Origin of the sequence: Aquitalea magnusonii, from assembly GCF_003202035.1 — a bacterium.
In the GTDB taxonomy this organism is placed as follows: domain Bacteria; phylum Pseudomonadota; class Gammaproteobacteria; order Burkholderiales; family Chromobacteriaceae; genus Aquitalea; species Aquitalea magnusonii.
Map to the genome: position 1 here is coordinate 43,926 of NZ_QJKC01000006.1, position 25,666 is coordinate 69,591.

Genomic DNA, 25,666 nt, shown 5'->3' on the forward strand with positions numbered 1-25,666 from the left:
CACCTCGTCAAATCAGGGCTGCGCAGCCGGCTGATCCGCCTGGCCATGCAGCCAGCCGCGCGCCTTGTAGAAAAAAATCCCCAGCCACTCGCGCAAGGCAGAGTGGCACTCCTGCATGGCCCGGCCCGCAGGCAGATACCAGGCCAGCCCCCCGCCATCATAGCGGACAAAACCGGTGGGTGCGGGCAACACTTGCAAACCTTCCGCAGTAAAAAACGGCAAGGCACGGCGCAGATGCCAGCCCTGGCTGACCAGCACGATGCGCCCGATGCCATCCTTTTTCAGCAGGCGGGCACTGTAGCGGGCATTTTCCAGCGTGGTATTGGACTGCATTTCCACCCAGCGCACCGGCAGGCCGTAATCCTGCTGCAAGGTACGCGCCATCACCTCGCCTTCCGGCTCGCCGCCCAGCGGGGAGCCACCGGTCACCAGCAAGGGCAGCTGGCTGCGCCTTGCCAGCCAGGCGGCGTAGCGCAGGCGGCCGAGCGTATCGGCTGCGGGTTCGTTACGGCCATATTCGGGTGCCGGTTTCTTGCCGCCACCCAGCACCACGATGGCCTGCGCCTGCTGCCATTGACTGGCGGTGATGGGAGGATATTGCTCGAGACCGGCGCTCAGCCACATGGCCGTGCGCGGAATGGACAGGCCATAGGCCAGCAACAGGCCGCCCAGCAGCAGCAGCCAGCCGGCCAGCGGGCGCCTGCGCAACAGCAGCGCACCGGCCAGTATCGGCAGCATGAACAGCAGCGGCGGCAATAAAAAGGCCCCGAAGAGCTGGTGAACCAGTACTTCGGGGCTAATCGTTGCTGTCATTGAAGACTCTTTTGCTTACTCGCCGAGGTAGGCGTTACGCACGCGTTCGTCGTCGAGCAATTCGCGCGCCGGACCACCCATGGTGATACGGCCGCTTTCCATCACATAACCGCGCTGCGACACTTCCAGGGCCAGCTTGGCGTTCTGCTCCACCAGCAGCATGGTCACGCCTTCCTTGGCAATCATCTGGATGATTTCGAAAATCTTTTCCACGATGATCGGTGCCAGACCCATGGACGGCTCGTCCAGCAGCAAGAGCTTGGGCTTGGACAGCATGGCGCGGCCCATGGCCACCATTTGCTGTTCGCCACCGGACAGGGTGCCGGCCAGCTGCTTGTAACGCTCTTTCAGGCGCGGGAACAGCTCGTACACGCGTTCGATTTCGCTCTGGATCGCCGCCTTGTCATTGCGGTAGTAGGCGCCCATTTGCAGGTTTTCTTCCACGGTCAGCTTGCTGAAGATGCCGCGACCTTCCGGCACCATCACCAGACCATGACGCACATAGTCATAGGAAGGAATGGTGCCGTTCAGCTTACCATCATAAGTGATGCTGCCACCGGAGGGCTTGACCATGCCGATCAGGGTTTTCAGGGTGGTGGTCTTGCCAGCGCCGTTGGCACCGATCAGGGTCACCAGTTCGCCCTGGTCAATATGGAAATCGATCCCCTTGACAGCCTGGATGCCGCCGTAGGCCACTTGCAGGTTTTTAACTTCTAAGAGACTCATGCGTGTGCCGCTCCCAAATAAGCCTCAATCACTTTCGGGTTTCTGCGTACTTCTTCCGGGATGCCTTCGGCAATCTTCTTGCCGTAGTCCAGCACCGCGATACGGTCACACAGGCCCATCATGAGCTTGACGTCGTGTTCAATCAGCAAAACCGTGGTGCCGCTCTTGGCAATCTTGCTCATCAGTTCCTTGAGCGACTCGGTTTCACGCGGGTTCATGCCGGCGGCCGGCTCGTCCAGTGCCAGCAGCTTGGGCTCGGTGGCCAGCGCACGGGCAATTTCCAGACGGCGCTGGTGGCCGTAGGACAGGTTGCGGGCACGCTCGTTGGCCACGTCGGTGATGCCAACGTATTCCAGCAGCTCCCAGGCCTTGTCGGTAATGGCCTGCTCTTCGGCACGGGTACGGCGGTCACGCAATACCGCGCCCAGCGCACCGGCCTTGGAACGGATGTGGCGACCCACCATCACGTTTTCCAGCGCGGTCATTTCGGCAAACAGGCGAATGTTCTGGAAGGTACGGGCAATCCCGGCTTCCACCACGATGTGCGGCTTGGCCTGGAACAGGTTCTTGCCGTCGAAGGTGAAGGAGCCTTCGTCCGGCACGTACAGCCCGGTCAGCACGTTGAACAGGGTGGTCTTGCCGGCGCCATTGGGGCCGATCAGACCGTAGATCTCACCCTTGTTGATGGTGAGGCCGACGCCGCTCAGCGCGTGCAAGCCACCAAAACGCTTGTTGATGCCTTCGATTTTCAGCAGTACTTCAGCCATGACTTAACCTTTCTGCGCCGCCGCTTCTTTGGCGTCCTTGAACTCAGCCTTGCGGCGTTTGGACGGCAGCATGCCTTCCGGACGAACCAGCATCATCACCACCATGGCAATGCCGAACAGCAGCATGCGGGCATTTTCCGGGTCGATCAGCATGCGACCCATGGTCTTCATCTGCAGCGGGCCAATCACGTCACGCAGGATTTCCGGCGCAATGGTCAGCACCACGGCCCCCAGGATCACACCGGCGATATTACCCATGCCGCCCAGTACGATCATGGCCAGAATCATGATGGATTCGAGCAGGCTGAAGGATTCCGGCGAAACAAAGCCCTGGAAGGCAGAGAACAGGCCACCGGCCACACCACCGGACAGCGCGCCCAGTGCAAAAGCCAGCAGCTTGATGTTGCGGATGTTGATGCCCATGGCGGAAGCCGCCACCTGGTCTTCACGCAGTGCCACCCAGGCACGGCCGATACGGGAGTGCTGCAGGCGGGAAGCCATGATCACCACCAGCACGGTCAGTACCAGGAACAGGTAGTAGTACAGGTAAACCGGCGGCAGGCTCAGGCCGAACAGGTTGATCGGACTGCCCAGATCGACACCCCCCACGTGGATGGGGTCGATCAGGTTGATCCCTTGCGGGCCGTTGGTGATGTTGATCGGCGCATTCAGGTTGTTCATGAAAATACGCACGATTTCACCGAAACCCAGCGTCACGATAGCCAGATAGTCACCCTTCAGGCGCAGTACCGGAGTACCGAGCAAAATGCCGAAGAAGGCGGCAAACAGCGCACCCAGCGGAATGGTGACATAGAAAGGCCAGTGAATGCCGAAGTGCGGCGAACCCAGCAGCGCGTAGGTGTAGGCACCCACGGCATAGAAGGCGATGAAGCCCAGGTCGAGCAGGCCGGCAAAGCCCACCACGATGTTCAGGCCCAGCGCCAGCATCACGTACAACAGCGCAAAGTCGACGATACGTACCCAGGAATTACCCAGTGCGCCGCCTACCACGAAGGGCAGTACGCACAGGGCAATGCCGCAGGCAATGAACAGCCCGAGTTTTTTGGAATCGAGTGCCTTGGTCATATTATTTCTCCCCCGGATCAGGCACGGTCAGCCATCTTTTCGCCCAGCAAGCCGGACGGACGGAAAATCAGCACCAGGATCAGCACCATGAAGGCAAAGATGTCCTGATAGTTGGAACCCAGGAAACCACCGGTCAGCTGGCCGATATAGCCGGCACCCAGGCTTTCGATGATGCCCAGCAGGATACCGCCGGCCACCGCACCACCCAGATTGCCGATACCACCCAGCACCGCAGCGGTAAACGCCTTCAGGCCGATCATGAAGCCCATGTAGTAGTGGGCTTGCGAGTAGTTGGTGGCAACCATCACACCGGCAATCGCGCCCAGGGCGGAACCCAGCATGAAAGTGGCGGAGATGATGGTGTTGACGTTCACACCCATCAGGCCGGCCACGCTCGGGTTCTGGCTGGTGGCACGCATGGCGCGGCCCAGCTTGGTTTTCTCCACGATCACCAGCAAGCCGGCCATCAGCACCACGCACAACACCACGATCATGACCTGCAGCTTGGTGATGCTGGCACCCATGATGCTGACGGTATCCGAGTTGAGAAGGTCAGGGAAAGGAATGTAGTTGCGGCCCCAGATCAGGATGGCCACCTGTTGCAGCGTGATGGACAGACCGATCGCGGTAATCAGCGGGGCCAGACGTTGTGCGCCACGCAGCGGACGGTAGGCCACGCGCTCGATGACGAAACCGAGCAAGGCGCAAGCCGGAATGGCCACCAGCGTACCGATCAGTACGATGGCCCAGCCCGGCAGGTCTACGCCGGAATGCATCAGCGTAGAAACAACGGTAATGCATACCATGGCACCAAACATCACGACTTCGCCATGGGCGAAGTTGATGAGCCCCATGATCCCGTACACCATGGTGTAACCCAGCGCGATCAGCGCATAGATACTACCAAGTACCAGACCATTGAGGATCTGTTGGATAAAAATGTCCACGTGGGAGATCTCCTTTGATTAAACGACCCAGCAGCTTGTAGGGCTTACCCTCTTCTTATGCCACCTGTAGTTGTATAGCCTGTCTTATCGAACCATTTTTCTGGTTTCTGTCTGACAGCCGCACGGATTATGCGTGTGGATTCAATCGACTGTCAATCTTAAAAACCAGCAAAAAACAGCCAAAAAGCAAATCATTTAAAAACTTTGCATGTTATTGATTTTATTGATTTTTTTCAGGACATAACGCTGCGCCGCAACAAGATAAAATTGGATATCTTCGCTGCGCCGCGCCACACCCGTCCAAGCATGCATTTTCACATTTTTGACATGTTTCCCCTTGATATTCTTCGTTTTCGAAAAGATATGTTCATTCATATTCCAAAGTGAACATAGAATTTTCGCAGTCATTCGAATGTATACAATCTTCGGGATACAATCCAAAGCATGACACTAAGGCATGGCTGACGAGAAAATTCTCATGGCTGTGCAGTCATCCTGATGTTTCCATCGCGACAAAACCCACTCCACGCCCCCCTAGAGCAAAAGTCGGGCCAGATTTTTAGCCGGAAAAAGCCCGGCCCTGCCCCATAATGCGGCAGAAATCTCCCGGACGCCCCAAAAAGAATCCTGGGCGCACCGCCGCAGCCATCCCACCGCCAGCGCCACCATGAACAAAGCCACCCGCAGGTGGCTTGGTTCGGCAGCAGAGGGGCGACAAATCTGCCACCCTGCCTGCTAGACCCGCTGGAAGGGGTAGACCGAACCCAGGCGTAGAATCTGCGTCAGTTCGTCCAGCGCGCCACGGCACTCGTCCAGCAGCGCCGGATCAGCCAGATCATCACCGCTCAGGCGGTCGCGGTAATGCTTGTCCACCCAGTTGTTCAAGCTCATGAACAGCTGCTCGCTCATCAGTACGCCCTGGTTGACCGCGGCGATCTCCGCGGCCGACAGTGCCACGCGCAAACGCAGGCAGGCCGGGCCGCCGCCGTTCTGCATGGATTGTTTCAGGTCGAACACGCGGATTTCATTGATCGGGCCGCCGCTGGACGTCATCTTTTGCAGATAGCTCCATACGCGCTCGATGTTGCGGCACTCTTCCGGCACCACGATGATCATGCTGCCATCGGGCTTGGACAGCAGCTGGCTGTTGAACAGATAGCTCTTTACCGCCTCGGTCACGCTGACTTCGGCATCCGGCACTTCCACCGGGACAAACTGCCCGCCCACGGCAGCCAGCTTGCGCGACAGCTCTTCCAGCACCCTGCCCTGCTGCAGGAAGGACTTTTCATGGTGGAACAGCACATTGCGGTTGCCCACCGAAATCACGTCATTGTGGAAGACCCCGGCATCGATGGTGGCCGGGTCTTGCTGGGCATACACCACGCCGGATTCCGCCAAACCATGCAGCCGGGCCACGGCCTGGCAGGCTTCCAGCGTCTGCCGCGCCGGGAAGCGCTGCGGTGCCGGATAACGCCCATCAAAAGCAGCGGCACCGAACACAAAGAACTCCACCCCGGCCGCGTCATATTCGGCACAGAAGCGGGTATGGTTGGCCGCACCCTCATCGCCAAAGTGCATTTGTGCCGGCAAGGCTTCGTGCACCATGAAATGCTGCTCATCGGCAAACATCGCCTGCAGCAAGCGGCGGGTAGTGGGATGCTCGATGGAGCGGTGGAACTTGTTGTTCAGATTAGCCGGGGTAAAGTGCACCCGTTTGTCCGCGGTATCGCCAGACGGGCTGACCGTGGCGGCATTGGCCGTCCACATGCAGGAGGCCGACGAAGCTGCCGCCAGAATGGCCGGGGCTTCCTTGGCGGCGCGGGCCACCACTTCGCCGTCCGTGCCGGAAAAACCCAGGCGGCGCAGGCTGGCCACATCCGGACGCTCATGCGGAGCCAGCACGCCCTGCTTGAAGCCCAGGTCGTGCAGCGCCTTCATCTTGGCCAGGCCCTGCTTGGCCGCCAGCTTGGGGTTGGACACGGCCTTGGTATTGCTGGTGGAAGCCACATTGCCAAAGGATAGGCCGCTGTAGTTGTGCGTCGGCCCAACCAGGCCGTCAAAATTCACTTCGTAGGCGTTCACAGTGTAATCCCCGGAGAAAGTTGGGCAGGCACGGTCAGGCTGTCGCATTCCAGCGAGGCTACCGGGTAAGCGCAGTAATCCGCAGCATAGTAGGCACTGGGGCGATGGTTGCCAGAGGCACCGATGCCACCAAACGGGGCGGCACTGGAGGCGCCGGTCAGCGGCTTGTTCCAGTTGACCACGCCAGCGCGGCTTTCCAGCAGATAACGTTCGTACAGATCGCGGCTGTCCGACAGCACACCACCAGCCAGGCCAAAGCGGGTGTCGTTGGCAATGGCGATGGCCTCGTCAAAGTCGGCATAGCGGATGACTTGCAGCAAGGGGCCGAAGAATTCTTCATCCGGACGATCTACCGCGGTGCTGTCGATGATGCCGGGCGACAGCATGGCGGCATCCGGCGTCAGGCGACGCATTTCCAGCAGACTCTTGCCACCGTTTTCCAGCAGCCAGGCCTGGGCCTTGAGCAGGGCTTCGGCAGCGGCGTTGGAAATTACCGCGCCCATGAAGGGTGCCGGTTGTTCGTCGTACTTGCCCACCTTGAGCTTGGCGGTGACCTCAACCAACCGCGCCAGCAGCGCATCACCCCAGGCACCTTGCGGCAGCAGCAGACGGCGCGCGCAAGTGCAGCGCTGACCGGCCGACACGAATGCCGACTGGATGATGTGATGCACGGCGGCATCGACATCGGCCACGTCTTCCACGATCAGCGGATTGTTACCGCCCATTTCCAGCGCCACGATCTTGTCCGGCTGGCCGCCGAAATTACGGTGCAGCAGTTCGCCAGTGGCCGAGCTACCGGTAAAGAACAGGCCGTCGATACCTTTGTGGCCAGCCAGGGCGATGCCGGTTTCCCGCGCGCCTTGCAGCAGGGCAATCACCCCGGCCGGCAAGCCGGCTTCCACCCACAGGCGGACGGTTTCCTGCGCCGTCCACGGTGTCAGCTCGGACGGTTTGAACAGCACGCAGTTACCGGCCAGCAGCGCCGGGACGATATGGCCATTGGGCAGATGGCCGGGGAAGTTGTAGGGGCCGAACACCGCCACCACGCCATGCGGCTTGTGACGCAACACCGCCTGGGCATCGCCCATGGGTGCGGCGCGCTCGCCGGTACGCTCCTGGTAGGACTTCACCGAGATCTCCACCTTGTTGACCATGGTGGTGACTTCGGTCAGCGCTTCCCACAGCGGCTTGCCGGTTTCCTTGGCGATGATGGTGGCCAGGCCATCCTTGTTGGCCGTCAGCAGCTCGCCAAAGCGGCGGGCGATGGCAATGCGCTGCTCCAGCGCGGTGCGGGCCCAGCTCTTGAAAGCCTGACGCGCATGGGCAACCGCAGCATCCACCTGCGCGGCATCCGCGCCCTGCCCTTGCCAGATGACTTCAGCCGTAGCCGGGTTGGTCTTGCTCAGGGCTGCGCCGGCACCGGCCAGCCATTGTCCGTTGATCAACAGGGTGCTCATACATTCTCCTTGGGCGACAGCGCCACAGCGCGCACATGCTCGCCTTCCTGCACGTTCAGCGCCTGCGCCTGTTCCGGCGTCAGGCAGAATTCATGGGTGGGTGCCGGGGCTTCCGCCAGAATCACCCGGAATCCGGTGAGCGACTGATTCGACACCAGATAATGGCAACGCTCACCTTCGGGCAGCGGGTCCAGTACGCGGGCGGTCACGGTGCGGCTTTCCTTCACCGCGCGGATTTCACTGGTATACGCCTGCACGGTAGGGCCGGCATCAAAGATGTCGACATAGCCTTCGTAACGGAAACCTTCCGACTCCAGCATGGCCACCGCCGGGCGGGTGTTGTCGTGCGTCTTGCCGATCACCGCCTGGGCATCGGCCGGCAGAAAATCCACATACACCGGGTGCTTGGGCATCAGCTCGGCGACAAAGGCTTTCTGGCCAACGCCGGTGAGGTAATCCGCCTGGGCAAAATCGATGGAGAAAAAGTGGCGGCCCAGCCCTTCCCAGAAGGGCGAGCGCCCATCGGCATCGGATACCCCGCGCATTTCCGCCACTACGGTCTTGCCGAACAGCTGCGGGAATTGCGCCAGGAACAGGAAGCGGCTCTTGGACAGCAGGCCGCCATTGCGGTTGGCGCGGAAATCCGGATGCAGGAACAAGGTGCACAGCTCGGAATAACCGGTGTGGTCGTTGGACAGGAACAGGGTTTCGTGACGCGAATACACCCCCAGCTCGTCCGAGGCGTGCACGATGGTGCCCACGCGGTAGTTGTACCAGGGCTCCTTCAGGCCAACCGCGGCTTCCAGTGCGCAGATACCGCCAACCTGGCCGGTTTCACTGTCTTCCAGCACAAATACATAGCCCTGATCGGCGCGGTCCAGCTCGCCGGCAAAGGACAATACCGAGCGGCTGATGCGACGCGACAGCCGCTCTTCGTTCACCGGCAGCGAAGTCAGGCCGACACCGGCACTGCGTGCCAGATTCATCAGGCCGGGCAGATCGCCATGGGCGATGGGACGGATAATCATCATGCTGCTTCTCCTCAGCCTTGCTGCAAACCGACGACGCGCACCGTGTCGCCACTGGCCACACCCAGTGCCTGGGCTGCGTCGGGGTTGATGAAGGCCACACCGTCCACCACCGCCACCCGGATGGCTGCTGCGGCAAAGTCGCCTACCTGTTGATTGCATACCAGATGCATGCTGGCCTGGGCCGGCAGGCTGGCGGCCACTTCCACCGGATAGCTGCGATTGCGCTCCAGCGTTTGCAGGCGGTCCAGCTCGGCAGTCAGCACCGCGCCGCCATCAAAGATGTCGATGTAGTTGTCGGCCTCGAAGCCCTCGGTGGTCAGCAACTGGCAGGGACGCTCAAAATTGGCGTGAATCTGGCCAATGGCATTTTGCGCATCATCCGGCAGCAGCGGGACATAGATGGGGTAGCTGGGCATCAGCTCGGCAATAAAGGTTTTGCTGTGGCCGACAAAGGCCTGCTCCACCTGCAGGAAATCCATATTGAAGAAGCGGCGGCCAATGGCGTTCCAGAATGGCGACTGGCCGGCATCGTCGTGAATGCCCTGCATTTCGGCAATGATGCGGCGGCCAAAACGTGCGCGCGCCGTGGCGATGAACAGCAGGCGGGCACGGGACAGCAGTTCGGCGGCGACAGGCTCCAGCGCGGCATCGGCATAAAAGCCGCACAGCTGCACCATGCCGGTAAGGTCGTGGCAGATGTTCAGCACATGCACGCGGTTGTTCACCTTGAGCGTGCGCGAGGCATGGACGAAGGTTTCGCTGCGGTAGCTGTAAAACGGCTCGTCAAAACCGGCACAGGCGCTGATGGAGGCCGTGCCCACCACTTCGCCGGCCGATTCCAGCACAAACATATAGTATTCGCTGCCGGTTTCTGCGGTGGCTTCAAACTCGAAGGACGATGAGGACTGCTGGATGCGTTCGAACAGCTTGTCCCGATTGTTGGGCAGGCTGGTCACACCAATGCCGCTGGCTACGGCCATTCTTTCGATGGCGGGCAAGTCGGCAGTGCGGACTGGGCGCACGATAAACATGGAAACCTCCCTCTGGGGGGTAAGCCGCTGCGCCGTATCACGGGCGCAGCCGTACCCGCAGCCGCGGAAAAACCGGGCTGCGGTGTCTCTTGCTGGGAAAAACAGGCTTACTTGGCGGCGACGAGTTCAGCCACGGCGGCATCAAAGCGCTGCAGGGCTTCGTCGATGTCGCGGTCTTCCACTACCAGTGACGGCGCCATGCGCACGACATTGACCCCGGCGACCAGCAGCAACAGCTGATGCTTGCTGGCGGCGTTGACGAAGTCCTTGGCACGGCCCGCATATTCATCCGTCAGCACGCAGCCCAGCAGCAGGCCCATGCCACGCACTTCCTTGAACACGTGGTATTTGGCATTGATGGCATTCAGGCCATCGCGCAGGCGCTGGCTCTTGGCGCGCACGCCATCCAGCACTTGCGGGGTATTGACGATTTCGATCACCTTGAGGGCGACCGAGGCGGCCAGCGGGTTGCCGCCATAAGTGGTGCCATGGGTGCCGACCGAGAAGCTCTTGGCAATCTTGTCGGTGGTCAGCATGGCGCCGATGGGGAAGCCGCCGCCCAGCGATTTGGCGCTGGACAGGATGTCCGGAGTCACGCCGTATTCCTGGTAGGCGTACAGCGAGCCGCTACGGCCGACGCCGGTTTGCACTTCGTCAAAGATCAGCAGGGCATTGTGCTGGTCGCACAGTTCGCGCGCAGCTTGCAGGAAAGCCTTGTCGGCCGGCAGCACACCGCCCTCGCCCTGCACCGGCTCGATCACCACGGCGCAGGTCTTGTCGGTGATGGCGGCCTTGAGCGAGTCGATATTGTTGAACTCGAAATGGTGGATGCCGGCCGGTACCGGGGCAAAGCCTTCGGTGTACTTGGGCTGGCCACCCACGCTCACGGTAAACAGGGTACGGCCGTGGAAGGAATTCTTGCAGGAAATGATTTCATTCTTTTCCGGGCCGAAGTGGTCGGCAGCGTACTTGCGCGCCAGTTTGAAACAGGCTTCGTTGGCCTCGGCACCGGAGTTGCAGAAGAAGGCACGGTCGGCAAAGGTGGCGGCAGTCAGCGCGTGTGCCAGTTTCAGTACCGGCTCGTTGGTGAACACATTGGAGACATGCCACAGCTTGCCAGCCTGTTCGGTCAGCGCAGCCACCAGCTCCGGGTGGCAATGGCCCAGCGAATTCACGGCGATACCACCGGCCAGATCAATGAATTCACGACCATCCTGATCCCAGACGCGGGAGCCCAGGCCCTTGACCGGAATAAAAGCCGCCGGGCCGTAGTTGGGTACCATGACCTGGTCGAAATCAGCGCGGGTGATCGAATTGCTCATCTTTATAGTTCCCTTCCTGCAGAGTCCTCCGCTTCTGCCTGCTGTCCTGGGCAGAAAACGGCATTGTTATGATTTAATACGCTTGAAATGATTCTAATCGAATCACCAAGCCAACCCATATCCGGTTTGCGACATCAGCTTATAAAATTACTTGACCTATCTCAAAGCAGCCCCGTCAGCACAATTCCCATCATTTTCAAATACTTGCGGCAGATTATAGCGCCAGCAGCGCCATAATCCGGCCTGGAAAGTCCATTTTCCCACTCAGCCCTGCGGCAATGGCGACATGCAACAACAGCTTGCCCGCCAGCACGCCGCCGCACCACAGGCGTAAAAAAGCCCGCATTGCTGCGGGCTTTCTTGTTGCCGATCAGGCAGGATTACTGCTGGGTCTTCAGACCGAAGGAGTCGGCGGTTTCGCGCGCCACCTTGGATTCGTCTTCCAGCAGGGCCTTGATGGACAGGCGGATGCGACCGCGATCGTCCATTTCAATGGCCTTGACCTTCACAACCTGGCCTTCTTTCAGGTAGTCGGACACATTCTTGATACGCTCGTTGGCGATCTGCGAAATGTGTACCAGACCATCCTTGCCCGGCAGGATGGAAACGATGGCGCCGACATTGTTGTCGAGAATCTTCACCACGGTGCCTTCGTAGATCTTGCCTACTTCGACTTCAACGGTGATTTCTTCGATGCGCTTCTTGGCAGCCTCGGCGCCTTCACCGGAGATGGAGGCGATGGTGATGGTGCCATCTTCATCGATATTGATCTCGGTGCCGGTGTCCTTGGTGATGGAGCGGATGGTTTCGCCGCCCTTGCCGATCACTTCACGGATTTTCTCCGGGTTGATCTTCATCACGTACAGACGCGGGGCGTGGGCGGACAGCTCTTGCGGGCCTTCCACGGCTTCCTTCATCAGGCCCAGGATATGCTCGCGGCCTTCCTTGGCTTGCGCCAGGGCAACCTGCATGATTTCCTTGGTGATGCCCTGGATCTTGATGTCCATCTGCAGGGCGGTGATGCCTTCGGCAGTACCGGCCACCTTGAAGTCCATGTCGCCCAGGTGATCTTCATCACCCAGGATGTCGGTCAGCACGGCAAAGCGGTTGCCTTCCAGGATCAGACCCATGGCGATACCGGCCACGTGGGCCTTCAGCGGTACACCGGCGGACAGCAGCGACAGGCAGCCACCGCAAACCGAAGCCATGGAGGACGAACCGTTGGATTCGGTGATTTCCGACACCACGCGCATGGAGTAACCGAATTCGGATTCCGGCGGCAGTACGGCCACCAGGGCACGCTTGGCCAGACGACCGTGGCCGATTTCACGACGCTTCGGCGGGCCCATGCGGCCGGCTTCACCGGTGGAGTACGGCGGGAAGTTGTAATGCAGCATGAAGCGTTCGGTGTATTCACCGGCCAGCGCGTCGATGATCTGCTCGTCCTGCTTGGTGCCCAGCGTGGTCACCACCAGACCCTGGGTTTCGCCACGGGTAAACAGGGCGGAACCGTGGGTACGCGGCAGCACGTTGCTGCGGATGCTGATCGGGCGCACGGTGCGGGTGTCGCGACCGTCGATACGCGGCTCGCCAGCCAGAATCTGGCCACGTACGATCTCGGCTTCCAGACCCTTGAAGATGCCCTTGATTTCGTTGGCCAGCAGGGTGTCGGTTTCTTCGGTGATCAGCGCAGCCTTGACGTCGCTCCAGGCGTCGTTGATGGCCACGGTGCGGGCTTGCTTCTGGCGCAGGCGGAAGGCAGCGGCCAGCTTGTCACCGGCAATGCCACGCACCTGGGCGATCAGCTCTTCGTTCTTGGCCGGAGCGGCCCAGTCGAACATCACCGGATTGACTTCATCAGCCAGTTCGTTGATGGCCTTGATGGCAGCCTGCATCTGCTCGTGACCGAACACCACGGCGCCCAGCATCACGGCTTCGGACAGTTCCTTGGCTTCGGATTCCACCATCAGCACGGCACGTTCGGTACCGGCAACCACCAGGTCCATTGCGGAGCCGGCCAGTTCGCTCTTGGTCGGGTTCAGGATGTATTCGCCATTGGCGTAACCCACACGGGCAGCACCGATGGGGCCGGCAAACGGCAGGCCGGAAATGGCCAGCGCAGCAGAAGCACCAATCATGGCCGGGATGTCGGAATCCACTTCCGGGTTCAGCGACAGCACGGTGGCCACGATCTGTACGTCGTGGTAGAAGCCTTCCGGGAACAGCGGGCGGATCGGACGGTCGATCAGGCGGCTGGTCAGCACTTCCTTCTCGGACTGCTTGCCTTCGCGCTTGAAGAAGCCACCCGGGATTTTACCGGCCGCGTAGGTACGCTCCAGGTAATCGACGGTCAGCGGGAAGAAATCCTGGCCCGGCTTGACATTTTTGCCACCGACAACGGTGACCAGAACTACGGTTTCATCAACAGAAACAATAACGGAGCCGGAAGCCTGGCGCGCTACTTCGCCGGTTTCCAGGGTAACGGTCTGGTTACCATACTGAAACGATTTGGTAATTTTATTGAACACAGGGTATCCCTTAGTCAAAATATGTTTTTTCAAGCTGAAAACACAACGGGAACCCCTAAAAATTCAGACCGGCCGCGATCAAAATTTCTAGAGGCTCCCCCCGTTGTCACAGTAATACAGCGTGCTTGAAGGCCAGCGTGAAAAAGTCGCAGACTTGCTGCGACTTTTTCAAACCTGAACCAATTACTTGCGCAGACCCAGACGGGCAATCAGGGCGCGGTAGCTGTCAGCATCGGTGCGCTTGAGGTAGTCAAGCAGACGACGACGACGGCTCACCATCTTCAGCAGACCACGACGGCTGTGGTGATCCTTGGTGTTGGCCTTGAAGTGCGGGGTCAGATCGTTGATACGGGCGGTCAGCAGTGCGATTTGCACTTCGGACGAACCGGTATCGCCTTCCTTGTGTTGGAAGTTTTTAACGATTTCTGCTTTTTGGGTGGCGGTCATTGCCATTTTGGGTAACTCCAAATCAGGTAAGGATCTTGCGATCCGACAAGTGCAGCGAGCCGGTTGCCCAACCCATCCGCACTTCGCTAGCAGGCTGTCTGCTTGACAGCCAGCAGTCTGATCGGGTGCAGCATGTCATCATCACGCACCTCGGCCAGACCAAGAAACTCCGCGTTTGCATCGCTGTAAACCCGGAAGCGCGTCATTCTCGCACAGTTGCCGGCAAAACGCACGGCCTGTCCATGAATAAAACGCCCGGCCATGGTTTCATCCAGCGTGGTGGCGGGAAAATGTTGCACCAACACATCGGCAGGCAGCAGCAAGGCCTCCCGCCCGGCCATATCCAGCGCCTCGACGGCTGCCAGGGTGTGTGCCTCGGACAGTTGGAAACCACCGGTGGTGGTGCGGCGCAGGCCGGTCAGGTGGGCGGCGCAGTCCAGCGCAATGGCAATATCTTCCGCCAGGGTGCGGATATACGTGCCCTTGCTGCACAGCACATCGATGACCGCTTCCACGCCATCAAAGCTGATCAGCTGAAGCGAATGAATGGTGATCTGGCGCGCTTCGCGATGGATTTCAATGCCTTCGCGGGCGTATTCGTACAGGGGCTTGCCCTGGTGCTTGAGTGCCGAATACATCGGCGGCACCTGGCTGATCTCGCCGACAAACTGCTGCATCACCTGCAACAGGCGGGCCTGGTCGAAGGCAACCGGGCACTCGCGCACCACCTCGCCCTCGATGTCGCCCGTGCTGGTGGCGGCACCAAAGCGTACGGTGGCGCGGTAGCCCTTGTCGGCATCCAGCAGATAGGAGGAAAACTTGGTGGCTTCCCCCAGGCACATCGGCAACAGGCCGGTGGCCAGCGGGTCCAGCACACCGGTATGCCCGGCCTTGGCGGCATTGAGCAGCCAGCGCGCCTTTTGCAACGCATTATTGCTGGAAATATCGTAGGGCTTGTCGATCAGCAGCACGCCATCAATCTGGCGGCGGTTGCTGCGCGGCTTGCTCATTCGGCACTACCTTCCTGCTCTTGCCCGGCAGCTGCGCCCTCGCCTTCGGCGGCACCGAACTTCTCGGCATCTTCCCGTGCCACCTGATTGATCAGGCTGGTCATGTGCATGCCGCGCGATACGGATTCGTCGTAGACAAAGTGCAGCTGCGGGGTGGTGAACATCTTGATGCTGCGGCCCAGTTCGGAACGCAGGTAACCGGCAGAGTGCTCCAGTGCTTCCTGGCTGACTTCGCGGGTTTTCTCGTCCATCACGGTGTAGAACACCTTGGCATGCGAGTAATCACGGGTCACTTGTACGGCGGTAATGGTGATCCAGCCCACGCGCGGGTCTTTCAGACCGGTGCGGACCAGTTCGGCCAACTCGCGCTGAATCTGTTCAGCAATGCGGTCGGCGCGGGAGAAACCTTTTCTGGCTTTGGCCATGATTTCCATCCTGTCGGTATAAAAGCGGCCAACAGCCAGCCGGGCATGGACCCGGCCTTGTGTCAGCCGACTTGAATGCAAAAGGCGAGCGCCTTCGAGCCTGAGCCCGAAGCGCGCCCGCCGGGGAGCTGCCGCTTACAGCGAGCGAGCCACTTCCACGATTTCGAAAGCTTCCAGTTGGTCGCCTTCCTGGATGTCGTTGAAGTTCTTCAGCATCAGGCCACATTCGTAACCCTGCTTCACTTCCTTCACGTCGTCCTTGAAACGCTTGAGCGAGTCCAGTTCGCCGGTATGCACCACCACGTGGTTGCGGATCAGACGGATCGAAGCAGTACGCTTGATCACACCGTCGGTCACCATACAACCCGCGATATTGCCTACCTTCGACACCGGGATCACCTGACGGATCTCGACGGTACCCAGGATCTGTTCCTTCTTCTCCGGAGCCAGCATGCCGGACAAGGCGGCTTTCACTTCGTCCACGGCATCGTAGATGATGCTGTAGTAACGGATGTCCACGCCTTCGTTTTCGGCCAGCTTGCGCGCTGCGGCATCGGAGCGGGTGTTGAAGCCGATCACGATGGCCTTGGAAGCAATCGCCAGGTTGATGTCCGATTCCGAGATGCCACCCACGCCGGAGTGCAGGATGCTGACGCGCACTTCGTCGGTGGACAGCTTTTGCAGGCTGCCAGCCAGCGCTTCGTAGGAACCCTGTACGTCGGCCTTGATGATGATGGACAAGGTTTGCACCTCGCCACTGCCATCGGCCATCTGGGCAAACATGTTTTCCAGCTTGGCGGCTTGCTGCTTGGCCAGGCGGACGTCACGGAACTTGCCGGCACGGAACAGGGCGATTTCACGCGCCTTGCGTTCGTCGGTCAGCACCATGGCGTCTTCACCGGCTTGCGGTACGTCGGACAGACCCAGGATTTCCACCGGGATGGCCGGACCAGCGGTGTCAATGGCCTTGCCGTTTTCGTCCATCATGGCGCGAACGCGGCCAAATGCCGTACCAGCCAGTACCACATCGCCCTTCTTCAGGGTGCCGGACTGTACCAGCAGGGTGGCAACCGGGCCACGACCCTTGTCCAGACGGGCTTCCACAATGATGCCCTTGGCCGGGGCGTCGATCGGCGCATTCAGCTCCAGCACTTCGGCCTGCAGCAGAATGGCTTCCAGCAGCGCGTCGATATTGGTGCCTTGTTTGGCAGACACTTCGACGAACTGGGTATCGCCACCCCAGTCTTCCGGCACCACTTCGTGCGATACCAGTTCCTGGCGGATGCGTTCTACATTGGCACCCATCTTGTCGATCTTGTTGACCGCCACCACCATCGGCACCTTGGCAGCCTTGGCATGGTGAATGGCTTCAATGGTCTGCGGCATCACGCCGTCGTCGGCCGCCACCACCAGCACCACGATGTCGGTGGCCTTGGCACCACGGGCACGCATGGCGGTAAACGCTTCGTGACCCGGGGTATCCAGGAAGGTGATCATGCCGCGCGGGGTTTCCACGTGGTAGGCACCGATATGCTGGGTAATGCCACCGGCTTCGCCCGCCGCCACCTTGGCGCGACGGATGTAGTCCAGCAGCGAGGTCTTGCCGTGGTCGACGTGACCCATGACGGTAACCACCGGCGGACGCGGCAACACGGCCACTTCCACTTCTTCGCCTTCCGGTTTTTCCAGGTAGGCTTCCGGATCGTCCGCCTGTGCCGCACGCGGCTTGTGGCCCATTTCTTCCACCACGATCATGGCGGTTTCCTGGTCCAGTACCTGGTTGATGGTGACCATCATGCCCATCTTCATCAGGACCTTGATCACCTCGACGGCCTTGACGGCCATGCGGTGAGCCAGATCGGCCACGGAGATGGTTTCCGGCACCAGCACTTCATGAATGATGGGCTCGGTCGGGGCCTGGAAAGCATGCTGATTGTTCTGCTTGTGCTTGCCCTTGCCGCCGCGGGATTTCCAGTCGCTGCCGGCATCGCCGCCCTTGGTCTTGAGACCACGGCCGCCCTTCTTGCCTTCTTCCCAGCGCTCGTTACCCTTCTTGGCGCCACCCTTCTTGGCATCCGGACGACCGGCTACCGTAGCAGGAACGACCGGTGCACCCGGCGCAGCGGCCGGACGCGGGCCACGACTGTCGGCACCTGCCGGACGCGGACCACGGTTGTCGGCACCAGCCGGGCGCGGGCCACGGTTGTCACCAGCCGGACGCGGACCACGGTTGTCGCCAGCCGGGCGCGGGCCACGGTTGTCGCCAGCCGGACGCGGGCCGCGGTTGTCGGCACCAGCCGGACGCGGACCACGCTCGTCGCTGCGTGCTTCCACCGGCTTCGGCGCTTCAACCGGCTTGGGAGCCGGTGCCGGTGCCGGCTGCTGGGCAGCCAGACGAGCCGCCTGACGGCGCTCTTCGCGTTCGATCTTTTCGCGCATCAGCTCTTGCTGACGGGCGCGGAAAGCAGCCTGACGCTTTTCTTCCGCTTCGCGGGAGGCTACTTCTTCCGGCGACAGAATGGAGGCCACGGTGCGTACCGGAGCCGGAGCCGGCTTGGCAGCAGGTGCGGCTTCCTTGGCCGGGGCTTCCGCAACCGGTGCTGCCGGTGCGGCGGGCTTGGATTCCACCTTGGGTTCAACCTTTACTTGCGGTTCCGGCTTTGCTTCCGGCTTGACTTCAGCCGGCTTGGTCTCTGCCGCCGGAGCGGGGGCAGAAACAGGTTCGGCGGCCTTGGCTACCGGAGCGGCAACCGGCGCAACTTCCGCCGGAGCAGCTGCCGGAGTGTCTTCCGGACGAACCACGACACGCTTCTTGCGCGTCTCCACTTTTACCGTACTACCGTCGGCGGTCTTGATTTCACTGGTGGACTTGCGGGTCAGCGTAATACGCGACTCATCACGGGCGCCATGCGAACGCTTCAGGTAGTCAAGAAGCTGGGATTTATCCTGCTCGGAGAGCATATCATCCGGCGTGCGCTTGGCCACACCCGCTGCACGAAGCTGTTCCAGCAATCGTTCAGGCGTGAGGTTCAGCTCACCGGCAAACTGTTTTACATTCGTCAATACCATGCGTCTTCCCAAATTCCGTAAATACTTCCCGAAGAAGCCTTACTGGTTGAACCAGTGTTCGCGCGCTTTCATGATGATTGCACGTGCAGCTTCAGCTTCAATGCCGGTCATGTCCACCAGATCGTCGACGGCCAGATCGGCCAGATCATCTCGCGTGGACACGCCGTTTTCGGCCAACTTGCGAACCAGCTCGGCGTCCAGACCCTCGATATCCTTCAGGTCTTCGGACACACCTTCGACTTTCTCTTCGGACGCAATGGCCTGGGTGAGGATGGCGTCACGTGCACGGCTACGCAGCTCATTCACCAACTCCTCGTCAAAACCGTCGATCTCCAGCATCTCGGCGATCGGCACATATGCCACCTCTTCCAGGGTGGCGAAACCCTCTTGCACCAGCACCGTGGCGGTTGCTTCGTCCACGCTCAGGCACTTGACGAACAGATCACGCAATTGCGCGTCTTCCGCCTGGTGTTTCTCTTCCGCTTCGGTAACCGTCATGATGTTGAGGTACCAGCCGGTCAGCTCGGCAGCCAGCTTCACATTCTGGCCGCTGCGGCCAATGGCCAGCGCCAGCTGGTCTTCCTCGACCACCACATCCATGCTGTGGTTGTCTTCATCGATCATGATGCGATTGACTTCGGCCGGGGACAGCGCGTTGATCACGAACTGTGCCGGTTCCGGCGCCCACAACACGATGTCGATGCGCTCGCCAGCCAGCTCCTGCGTAACGGCCTGGACGCGGGAACCGCGCATGCCGATGCAGGTGCCTTGCGGGTCGATGCGGGCATCGTTGGCCTTGACGGCGATCTTGGCGCGCAGACCGGCATCGCGGACGGCTTCCTTGATCTCCAGCAGGCCTTCTTCGATTTCCGGCACTTCCAGCTCAAACAGCTTGATCAGGAACTGGCTGGACGTCCGCGACAGCACCAGCTGCGGACCACGACCCATGCGGTCGATGCGCAGCAGGAAGGCCTTGACGCGGTCGCCCACGCGCAGGTTTTCCTTCGGAATCATCTGATCGCGAGGCAGTACGGCTTCCAGCTTGCCGCATTCGATGATGGCATTGCCACGCTCGATGCGCTTGATGGTGCCGCTGACCAGGTGTTCGCGACGCTGCAGGAATTCATTCAGCAGCTGTTCGCGCTCGGCGTCGCGGATGCGCTGCAGGATGACCTGCTTGGCGGTCTGCGCACCAATACGGCCGAATTCCACCGCTTCCATCGGCTGTTCGATCACGGCACCCACCTCGATGCGCGGATCATCGTCACGCGCGTCGGTGATGGTGATTTCACGGCTTTCGTTTTCGATCAGCTCGTTCTGCACCACCGTCCAGCGGCGGAAAGTCTGGTACTGCCCGGTATGGCGGTCGATTTCGACACGCACATCCATTTCGTCATCGGTAAACTTCTTCTTGGTTGCCGAAGCAAGCGCCATTTCAAGGGCGGAAAAGACCACGTCCTTGCTGACGTTCTTTTCGCTTGCCAGGGCATCAACCAGCAACAAAATCTCGCGACTCATGCATTCCTCCGAATTTTTGTCCTTATGCGTGGCGTCAGAGCCCGCCTCCGCTCAAAACTCAGGCTCCAGCCTGGCTTTGTCGATATTGGTCAGGGCAATTGCCACGATGCGGCCGCCGTCCACTTCCAGCTTGACGGCGCCATCTTCAACCCCGGCAAGACGACCGGCAAACTTCTTTTGCTGCTCGACCGGCATGCGCGTCTTGATCTTGGCAAGCTGTCCGGCAAAGCGCACGAAGTCGGCCTCTTTCTTGAGAGGACGATCCAGCCCCGGGGAGGAAACCTCGAGCCGTTCGTAATTAACGTTTTCAACCGTAAACAGACGGGTCAGGTGGTTGCTTACCAGCACACAGTCTTCCACCGTGATACCACCGGGCTTGTCCATAAACACGCGATAACCGCCACCCTGGGTCATTTCGAAATCGACCAGCTCATAGCCTAGACCTGGCAGGGTGTTTTCCAGCAGCAAACGAACATCCATTGCTTCTTTCCACAAATAAAAAATGGGCGAAACGCCCATCCCTAAACATCGCGATTGTAACCCATTCCCGCGAAAAAGAAAACCGAAGCCTGTCAAGCCCCTACCCGCCGCCGTCGCGCACAGGTTCTGTGCTTTGCGCGAGTTTTTCACATACTGTAAATTAGCCGCAACCCGACGGAGTGCGGGTATATAAGAACGGGCGCAATGTCCGGTCGAAAATTCAGAAACAAATATATAGAAGACGCTCGCCAGCACGACCAGCGCCGGCGCGGCACTCTCGAATCAGCACGATGGAGAAACCCTAGATATGGAAAAGGTTTGGCTAAAGAATTACCAGCCGGGGGTAGCACACGAGATCGACATCAACCAGTTTCAGTCGATTGTCGAGGTGTTTGATCGCAGTGTAACGAAGTTCCGCGACCGGCCAGCCATGGCCAATATGGACAAGGTGCTGAGCTATGGCGAGCTGCAAGCGCTGACGGTGCAGTTCGCTTCCTTCCTGCAAAACACGCTGCAGCTGCAAAAAGGCGACCGCGTGGCCGTGATGATGCCCAATCTGCTGCAGTACCCGGTGGCCGTGTTCGGCACACTGCGTGCCGGCGGCACCGTGGTCAACGTCAATCCGCTGTACACCCCGCGCGAACTGGAACACCAGCTTAATGATTCGGGTGCCGAGACCATCGTCATCCTGGAGAACTTCGCCAATGTGCTGCAAGACGTGATCGGCCGCACCAAGGTCAAGAACGTCATCATTGCCTCGATTGGCGACATGCTGGGCTTCCCCAAGCGGCTGCTGGTGAATTTCGTGGTGCGCAAGATCAAGAAGATGGTGCCGCCCTGGAATCTGCCCGGCCACATCCGCTTCAACGATGCCCTGGCCGCCGGAGCGGCACAGAGCTTCAAGCCGGTGCAGATCGGCCACGAAGACATCGCCTTCCTGCAATACACCGGCGGCACCACCGGCATCTCCAAGGGTGCCATGCTGGTTCACCGCAACATCATCGCCAACATGCTGCAAGCCGGCAGCTGGGTGAAGGCGGTGGCGCGCGAGGGGCAGGAAGTCATCATCACCGCCCTGCCGCTGTACCATATCTTTTCGCTGACAGCCAACCTGATGGTGTTCACCGAGCTGGGTGCGCTGAACGTGCTGATCACCAATCCGCGCGACATTCCGGGTTTCGTCAAGGAAATCAAGAAATACCGCGTCACCGCCATAACCGGGGTGAATACCCTGTTCAATGCGCTGCTGCACAATCCGGACTTCCTGACGGTCGACTTCTCCAGCTGGCGGCTGGCGCTGGGCGGCGGCATGGCCGTGCAGAAAGCCGTGGCCGACAAGTGGAAGCAGGTTACCGGGGTCACGCTGGCCGAAGCCTATGGCCTGACCGAAACCAGCCCGGCCGCCTGCATCAACCCGCTGGACATCAAGGCCTATAACGGCACCATCGGCCTGCCCGTCCCCTCCACCGACATCGAGATTCGCGGTGCCGATGGCCAGGCACTGCCGCAGGGCGAACAGGGCGAGCTGTGCATCAAGGGCCCGCAGGTGATGAAGGGCTACTGGAACCGTCCGGACGAAACCGCCAAGGTCATCGACGAGCGTGGCTTCCTGGCCACCGGCGACATGGCCATGGTGACGCCGGACGGCTTCGTCAAGCTGGTGGACCGCAAGAAGGACATGATTCTGGTATCCGGCTTCAATGTTTACCCCAATGAAGTGGAAGACATCGTCGCCAGCCACCCCGGCGTGCTGGAAGTGGCCTGCATCGGCGTGCCGGATGACAAGTCCGGCGAGGTGGTCAAGGTATTCGTGGTGAAGAAAGACCCGGCGCTGACGGAAAAGGATGTCATCCATCATTGCCGCGAAAACCTGACCGGTTACAAGGTACCCAAGATGGTGGAGTTCCGCAGCGAGCTGCCCAAGACCAATGTCGGCAAGATACTACGCCGCGCCCTGCGCGACCAGGAAGTCGGCAAACAGGCCTGAGCCATCCCAGCCCGCCCCGGCGGGCTTTTTTCTTGCTGGCTGTCGCTCGGCGCCGACTGCAGGCACAATACGGCTATAACAAGGACAGCGTGCTGTCCGCCACAACAAATCATTCGCCTATCGGGAAACCCAACCATGCTGATGCTGCCGTTCTTCAAGCTGATGGCCGACAAACAGGCCAGCGACATCTTTTTCACCGCTGACGCACCACCACAGATCAAGATCGATGGCGTGACCCTGCCGATCAACGACAAGCCGCTGTCCGCCGACATCGTGCGCCAGCTGGCCTACAGCCTGATGAACGAGGTGGAAATCGCCACCTTCGAGCGCGAACTGGAAATGAACTTCGGCCGCCTGGTCGACACCCTGGGCAACTATCGCGTCAACATCTTCAAGCAACGCGGCACGGTGGCCATGGTGGTGCGCTTCATCCGCCCGAGGATTCCGTCGCTGGCCGAGCTGAACCTGCCGGATACGCTGCAGGGGCTGGTGCTGCAAAAGCGTGGCCTGATCATCGTGGTGGGTGCCACCGGCAGCGGCAAAAGCTCCACCGTCGCCTCCTTGCTGGAACATCGCAACCAGACCCAGTCCGGCCATATCCTGACCGTGGAAGATCCGATCGAATTCGTCTACCGCCATCAGAAATCCATCGTCAACCAGCGTGAAATCGGCGTGGATACCTTTTCCTACCAGAACGCCCTCAAGAACGCCATGCGCGAAGCACCGGACGTGCTGATGATCGGCGAGGTCCGCGACGCGGAAACCATGACCCACGCCATCAACTATGCGCAGTCCGGTCACCTGTGCCTGAGCACCCTGCATGCCAACAACAGCTATCACATGCTGAACCGCGTCATCAGCATGTTCCCCACCGAAAGCCGCAATGCCCTGCTGATGGACCTGTCGGTCTCCCTGCGCGCGGTGATTTCACAGCGGCTGATCCCCACCAAGGACGGCAAGCAGATCCCGGCGCTGGAAATCCTGATCAATACCCCGCATATCGCCGAGCTGATCCGCAACGGTGAGGTGGACCAGATCAAGGAAGCCATCGAAAACAGCATGAGCGAAGGCGCGCAGACTTTCGAACAATCACTGTTCCGGCTCTACCAGCAAGACCGCATCCTGCTGGACGATGCCTTGAAAAATGCCGACTCGCCCACCAATCTGTACTGGCTGATCAACCATGCGCAGAACAAGCAGGCGGAAACGCAAACAGCCCGCAAGCAACAGCCGGAACGGCAGGACAGCGACCACACTGCCACCAGCTTTGACGGATTCACCCTGGATTTATAAAACAAGCACACACACATGATCACCCTCTACGGCATCCCCAATTGCAATACGGTCAAGAAAGCCCGCCAGTGGCTGACCGATCATCACATCGACTTTGCCTTTCACGACTTCAAGAAACAGGGCGTGACCGCAGCCCAGCTGCAAGCCTGGATCGACGCCATCGGCCTGGACAAGCTGATCAACCGCCAGGGCACTACCTGGCGCGGCCTGTCCGACGAACTGAAAGCCCAGGCCAGCAGCGCTGAAGGGGCCATTACCGTGCTGCAGGCACAGCCGTCCATCATCAAGCGTCCGGTGCTGGAACGCCCGGGCAAGGTCAGCGTGGGTTTCAACGAAGCACAATGGGCCGAGGAGTTTGGCGCATGAGCAAGACACTGGAGCTGACCTGCGAACTGATCCGCCGCGACTCGGTCACCCCGCGCGATGCCGGCTGCCAGCCACTGCTGGCCGAACGCCTGCAGGCGCTGGGTTTTGTCATTGAAAACATGCGCTTTGGCGAGGTGGACAATCTGTGGGCGCGCCGCGGCAACAGCGGCCCGCTGCTGTGCTTTGCCGGCCATACCGACGTGGTGCCAAGCGGCCCGACCGAACAGTGGGACAGCCCGCCCTTCGAACCGCGCCAGCGCAACGGCCTGCTGTACGGCCGCGGTGCCGCCGACATGAAAGCCTCGCTGGCGGCCTTCATCACCGCCATCGAAGCCTTTGTGGCGGATCACCCGCAGCACGGCGGCAGCATCGCGCTGCTGCTGACCTCGGATGAAGAAGGCGTGGCGACGGATGGTTCGGTCAAGGTGGTGGATACACTGGAAGCACGCGGCGAGCTGATCGATTACTGCATCGTTGGCGAACCCACCTCGGACCAGCAACTGGGTGACACCATCAAGAACGGCCGCCGTGGCTCCTTGTCAGGCCGGCTGGTGATCCACGGCATCCAGGGCCATATTGCCTATCCGCATCTGGCCAAGAATCCCGTGCACCTGATGGCCCCGGCGCTGGCCGAGCTGGCCGCCACCGAATGGGACCAGGGCAATGCATTTTTCCCGCCCACCAGCTGGCAGGTGTCCAATATCCACGCCGGCACCGGTGCGGTGAACATCATTCCCGGCCTGTGCGAAATCCGCTTCAATTTCCGTTTCAGCCCGGAAAGCACGGTGGAGTCACTGAAAGACCGAGTGCATGCCATTCTGGATCGCCACGGCCTGGGCTATGAATTGCACTGGTCGCTGTCCGGCCTGCCCTTCATCACCGCCCCCGGTGCCTTGACCGATGCGCTCAGCAGCGCCATCCACCAGGTCACCGGACAGAATGCGGTGCTCTCCACCACCGGCGGCACCTCCGACGGCCGCTTCATCAAGCGCATTGCGCGCGAGCTGGTTGAGTTTGGCCCGGTCAATGCCACCATTCACAAGCTGAACGAGTGTGTGGAAGTGGCCCACCTGGAGCCGCTGGCAGCCATCTACCAGCGCACACTGGAACAGCTGCTGCCAAACTGAAACAGCCAGCGTAGCGCATCGCTCAGGGCGGCGGCGCAGCCGGATAGCACAGCGGGCACGCCGGATTACCGCATTTCAGCGCGTACTGCCTCAGCAGACGGTGCAACTGCCCGGAAGGGTTGAGACATTGGTATGATGCTGCCGCCGCCGGCTG

General features: G+C 60.4%; 22 protein-coding genes. 4 read left to right on the forward strand and 18 right to left on the reverse strand.

The window, feature by feature from the left end; all coding sequences use genetic code 11:
* Nucleotides 1–12: 12 nt before the first annotated feature.
* From DFR38_RS07860 to rimP, 18 genes are all read right to left on the reverse strand, one after another.
* Complete coding sequence (locus DFR38_RS07860) at nt 13–813, reverse strand: YdcF family protein (protein WP_110313240.1); 801 nt, start codon at nt 811–813, stop codon at nt 13–15.
* 15 nt (nt 814–828) lie between these two features.
* Nucleotides 829–1,539 carry an ABC transporter ATP-binding protein gene (locus DFR38_RS07865; protein WP_059286108.1) on the reverse strand — a complete coding sequence of 237 codons (711 nt, stop codon included), beginning with the start codon at nt 1,537–1,539 and terminating at the stop codon, nt 829–831.
* Entirely contained in the window at nt 1,536–2,306 is a 771-nt protein-coding gene (locus tag DFR38_RS07870) for an ABC transporter ATP-binding protein (RefSeq protein ID WP_059286109.1), read from the reverse strand. The genes DFR38_RS07865 and DFR38_RS07870 overlap by 4 nt, the downstream gene beginning before the upstream one ends.
* A 3-nt stretch (nt 2,307–2,309) precedes the next feature.
* Complete coding sequence (locus tag DFR38_RS07875; protein WP_059286110.1) at nt 2,310–3,392, reverse strand: ABC transporter permease subunit; 1,083 nt, start codon at nt 3,390–3,392, stop codon at nt 2,310–2,312.
* Between the two features lie 17 nt (nt 3,393–3,409).
* Nucleotides 3,410–4,339: a branched-chain amino acid ABC transporter permease gene (locus DFR38_RS07880; protein WP_059286111.1), complete on the reverse strand. Its 930-nt coding sequence runs from the start codon at nt 4,337–4,339 to the stop codon at nt 3,410–3,412.
* A gap of 195 nt (nt 4,340–4,534) precedes the next feature.
* A complete protein-coding gene (locus DFR38_RS07885; protein ID WP_059286112.1) occupies nt 4,535–4,714 on the reverse strand; it encodes a hypothetical protein in 180 nt (59 codons plus the stop codon).
* 360 nt (nt 4,715–5,074) lie between these two features.
* Nucleotides 5,075–6,421, reverse strand: a complete 1,347-nt coding sequence (gene astB / locus DFR38_RS07890) for an N-succinylarginine dihydrolase (RefSeq protein ID WP_059286113.1) — start codon at nt 6,419–6,421, stop codon at nt 5,075–5,077.
* Nucleotides 6,418–7,878, reverse strand: a complete 1,461-nt coding sequence (gene astD / locus DFR38_RS07895) for a succinylglutamate-semialdehyde dehydrogenase (protein WP_059286114.1) — start codon at nt 7,876–7,878, stop codon at nt 6,418–6,420. Before astD ends, astB begins: the two co-directional genes overlap by 4 nt.
* On the reverse strand, nt 7,875–8,909 hold the full coding sequence (gene astA / locus DFR38_RS07900) for an arginine N-succinyltransferase (RefSeq protein WP_059286115.1): 1,035 nt from the start codon (nt 8,907–8,909) through the stop codon (nt 7,875–7,877). Before astA ends, astD begins: the two co-directional genes overlap by 4 nt.
* 11 nt (nt 8,910–8,920) lie before the next feature.
* Nucleotides 8,921–9,940, reverse strand: a complete 1,020-nt coding sequence (aruF, locus tag DFR38_RS07905) for an arginine/ornithine succinyltransferase subunit alpha (protein WP_059286116.1) — start codon at nt 9,938–9,940, stop codon at nt 8,921–8,923.
* Between the two features lie 107 nt (nt 9,941–10,047).
* Nucleotides 10,048–11,262, reverse strand: coding sequence for an aspartate aminotransferase family protein (locus DFR38_RS07910; RefSeq protein WP_059286117.1), 1,215 nt, complete (start codon nt 11,260–11,262; stop codon nt 10,048–10,050).
* 380 nt (nt 11,263–11,642) lie between these two features.
* Nucleotides 11,643–13,790: a polyribonucleotide nucleotidyltransferase gene (gene pnp, locus DFR38_RS07915; protein WP_059286118.1), complete on the reverse strand. Its 2,148-nt coding sequence runs from the start codon at nt 13,788–13,790 to the stop codon at nt 11,643–11,645.
* Nucleotides 13,791–13,973: 183 nt separating this feature from the next.
* Nucleotides 13,974–14,243 carry a 30S ribosomal protein S15 gene (gene rpsO / locus DFR38_RS07920; RefSeq protein ID WP_059286119.1) on the reverse strand — a complete coding sequence of 90 codons (270 nt, stop codon included), beginning with the start codon at nt 14,241–14,243 and terminating at the stop codon, nt 13,974–13,976.
* A gap of 80 nt (nt 14,244–14,323) precedes the next feature.
* Nucleotides 14,324–15,247 carry a tRNA pseudouridine(55) synthase TruB gene (gene truB, locus DFR38_RS07925; RefSeq protein WP_059286120.1) on the reverse strand — a complete coding sequence of 308 codons (924 nt, stop codon included), beginning with the start codon at nt 15,245–15,247 and terminating at the stop codon, nt 14,324–14,326.
* On the reverse strand, nt 15,244–15,672 hold the full coding sequence (rbfA, locus tag DFR38_RS07930) for a 30S ribosome-binding factor RbfA (RefSeq protein ID WP_110313280.1): 429 nt from the start codon (nt 15,670–15,672) through the stop codon (nt 15,244–15,246). The genes truB and rbfA overlap by 4 nt, the downstream gene beginning before the upstream one ends.
* 135 nt (nt 15,673–15,807) lie before the next feature.
* Nucleotides 15,808–18,741 carry a translation initiation factor IF-2 gene (infB, locus tag DFR38_RS07935; protein WP_110313241.1) on the reverse strand — a complete coding sequence of 978 codons (2,934 nt, stop codon included), beginning with the start codon at nt 18,739–18,741 and terminating at the stop codon, nt 15,808–15,810.
* A gap of 39 nt (nt 18,742–18,780) precedes the next feature.
* Nucleotides 18,781–20,259, reverse strand: coding sequence for a transcription termination factor NusA (gene nusA, locus DFR38_RS07940; RefSeq protein WP_110313242.1), 1,479 nt, complete (start codon nt 20,257–20,259; stop codon nt 18,781–18,783).
* A 51-nt stretch (nt 20,260–20,310) separates the two neighbouring features.
* On the reverse strand, nt 20,311–20,739 hold the full coding sequence (rimP, locus tag DFR38_RS07945; protein ID WP_059286748.1) for a ribosome maturation factor RimP: 429 nt from the start codon (nt 20,737–20,739) through the stop codon (nt 20,311–20,313).
* 307 nt (nt 20,740–21,046) lie between these two features.
* Here rimP and DFR38_RS07950 point away from each other — a divergent pair, with 307 nt between their 5' ends.
* The 4 genes from DFR38_RS07950 to dapE all read left to right on the forward strand — a co-directional run bounded on the left by DFR38_RS07950 (nt 21,047) and on the right by dapE (nt 25,512).
* Nucleotides 21,047–22,726 carry a long-chain-fatty-acid--CoA ligase gene (locus DFR38_RS07950; RefSeq protein ID WP_059286749.1) on the forward strand — a complete coding sequence of 560 codons (1,680 nt, stop codon included), beginning with the start codon at nt 21,047–21,049 and terminating at the stop codon, nt 22,724–22,726.
* A gap of 135 nt (nt 22,727–22,861) precedes the next feature.
* Nucleotides 22,862–24,019 (forward strand): PilT/PilU family type 4a pilus ATPase, encoded by a 1,158-nt coding sequence (locus tag DFR38_RS07955; RefSeq protein WP_059286750.1) that lies wholly within the window; start codon nt 22,862–22,864, stop codon nt 24,017–24,019.
* 15 nt (nt 24,020–24,034) lie between these two features.
* The gene (locus DFR38_RS07960; protein ID WP_059286751.1) at nt 24,035–24,385 is read left to right on the forward strand and encodes an ArsC family reductase; all 351 of its coding nucleotides are present in this window, start codon (nt 24,035–24,037) and stop codon (nt 24,383–24,385) included.
* Complete coding sequence (dapE, locus tag DFR38_RS07965; RefSeq protein ID WP_059286752.1) at nt 24,382–25,512, forward strand: succinyl-diaminopimelate desuccinylase; 1,131 nt, start codon at nt 24,382–24,384, stop codon at nt 25,510–25,512. Before DFR38_RS07960 ends, dapE begins: the two co-directional genes overlap by 4 nt.
* Nucleotides 25,513–25,666 lie beyond the last annotated feature (154 nt).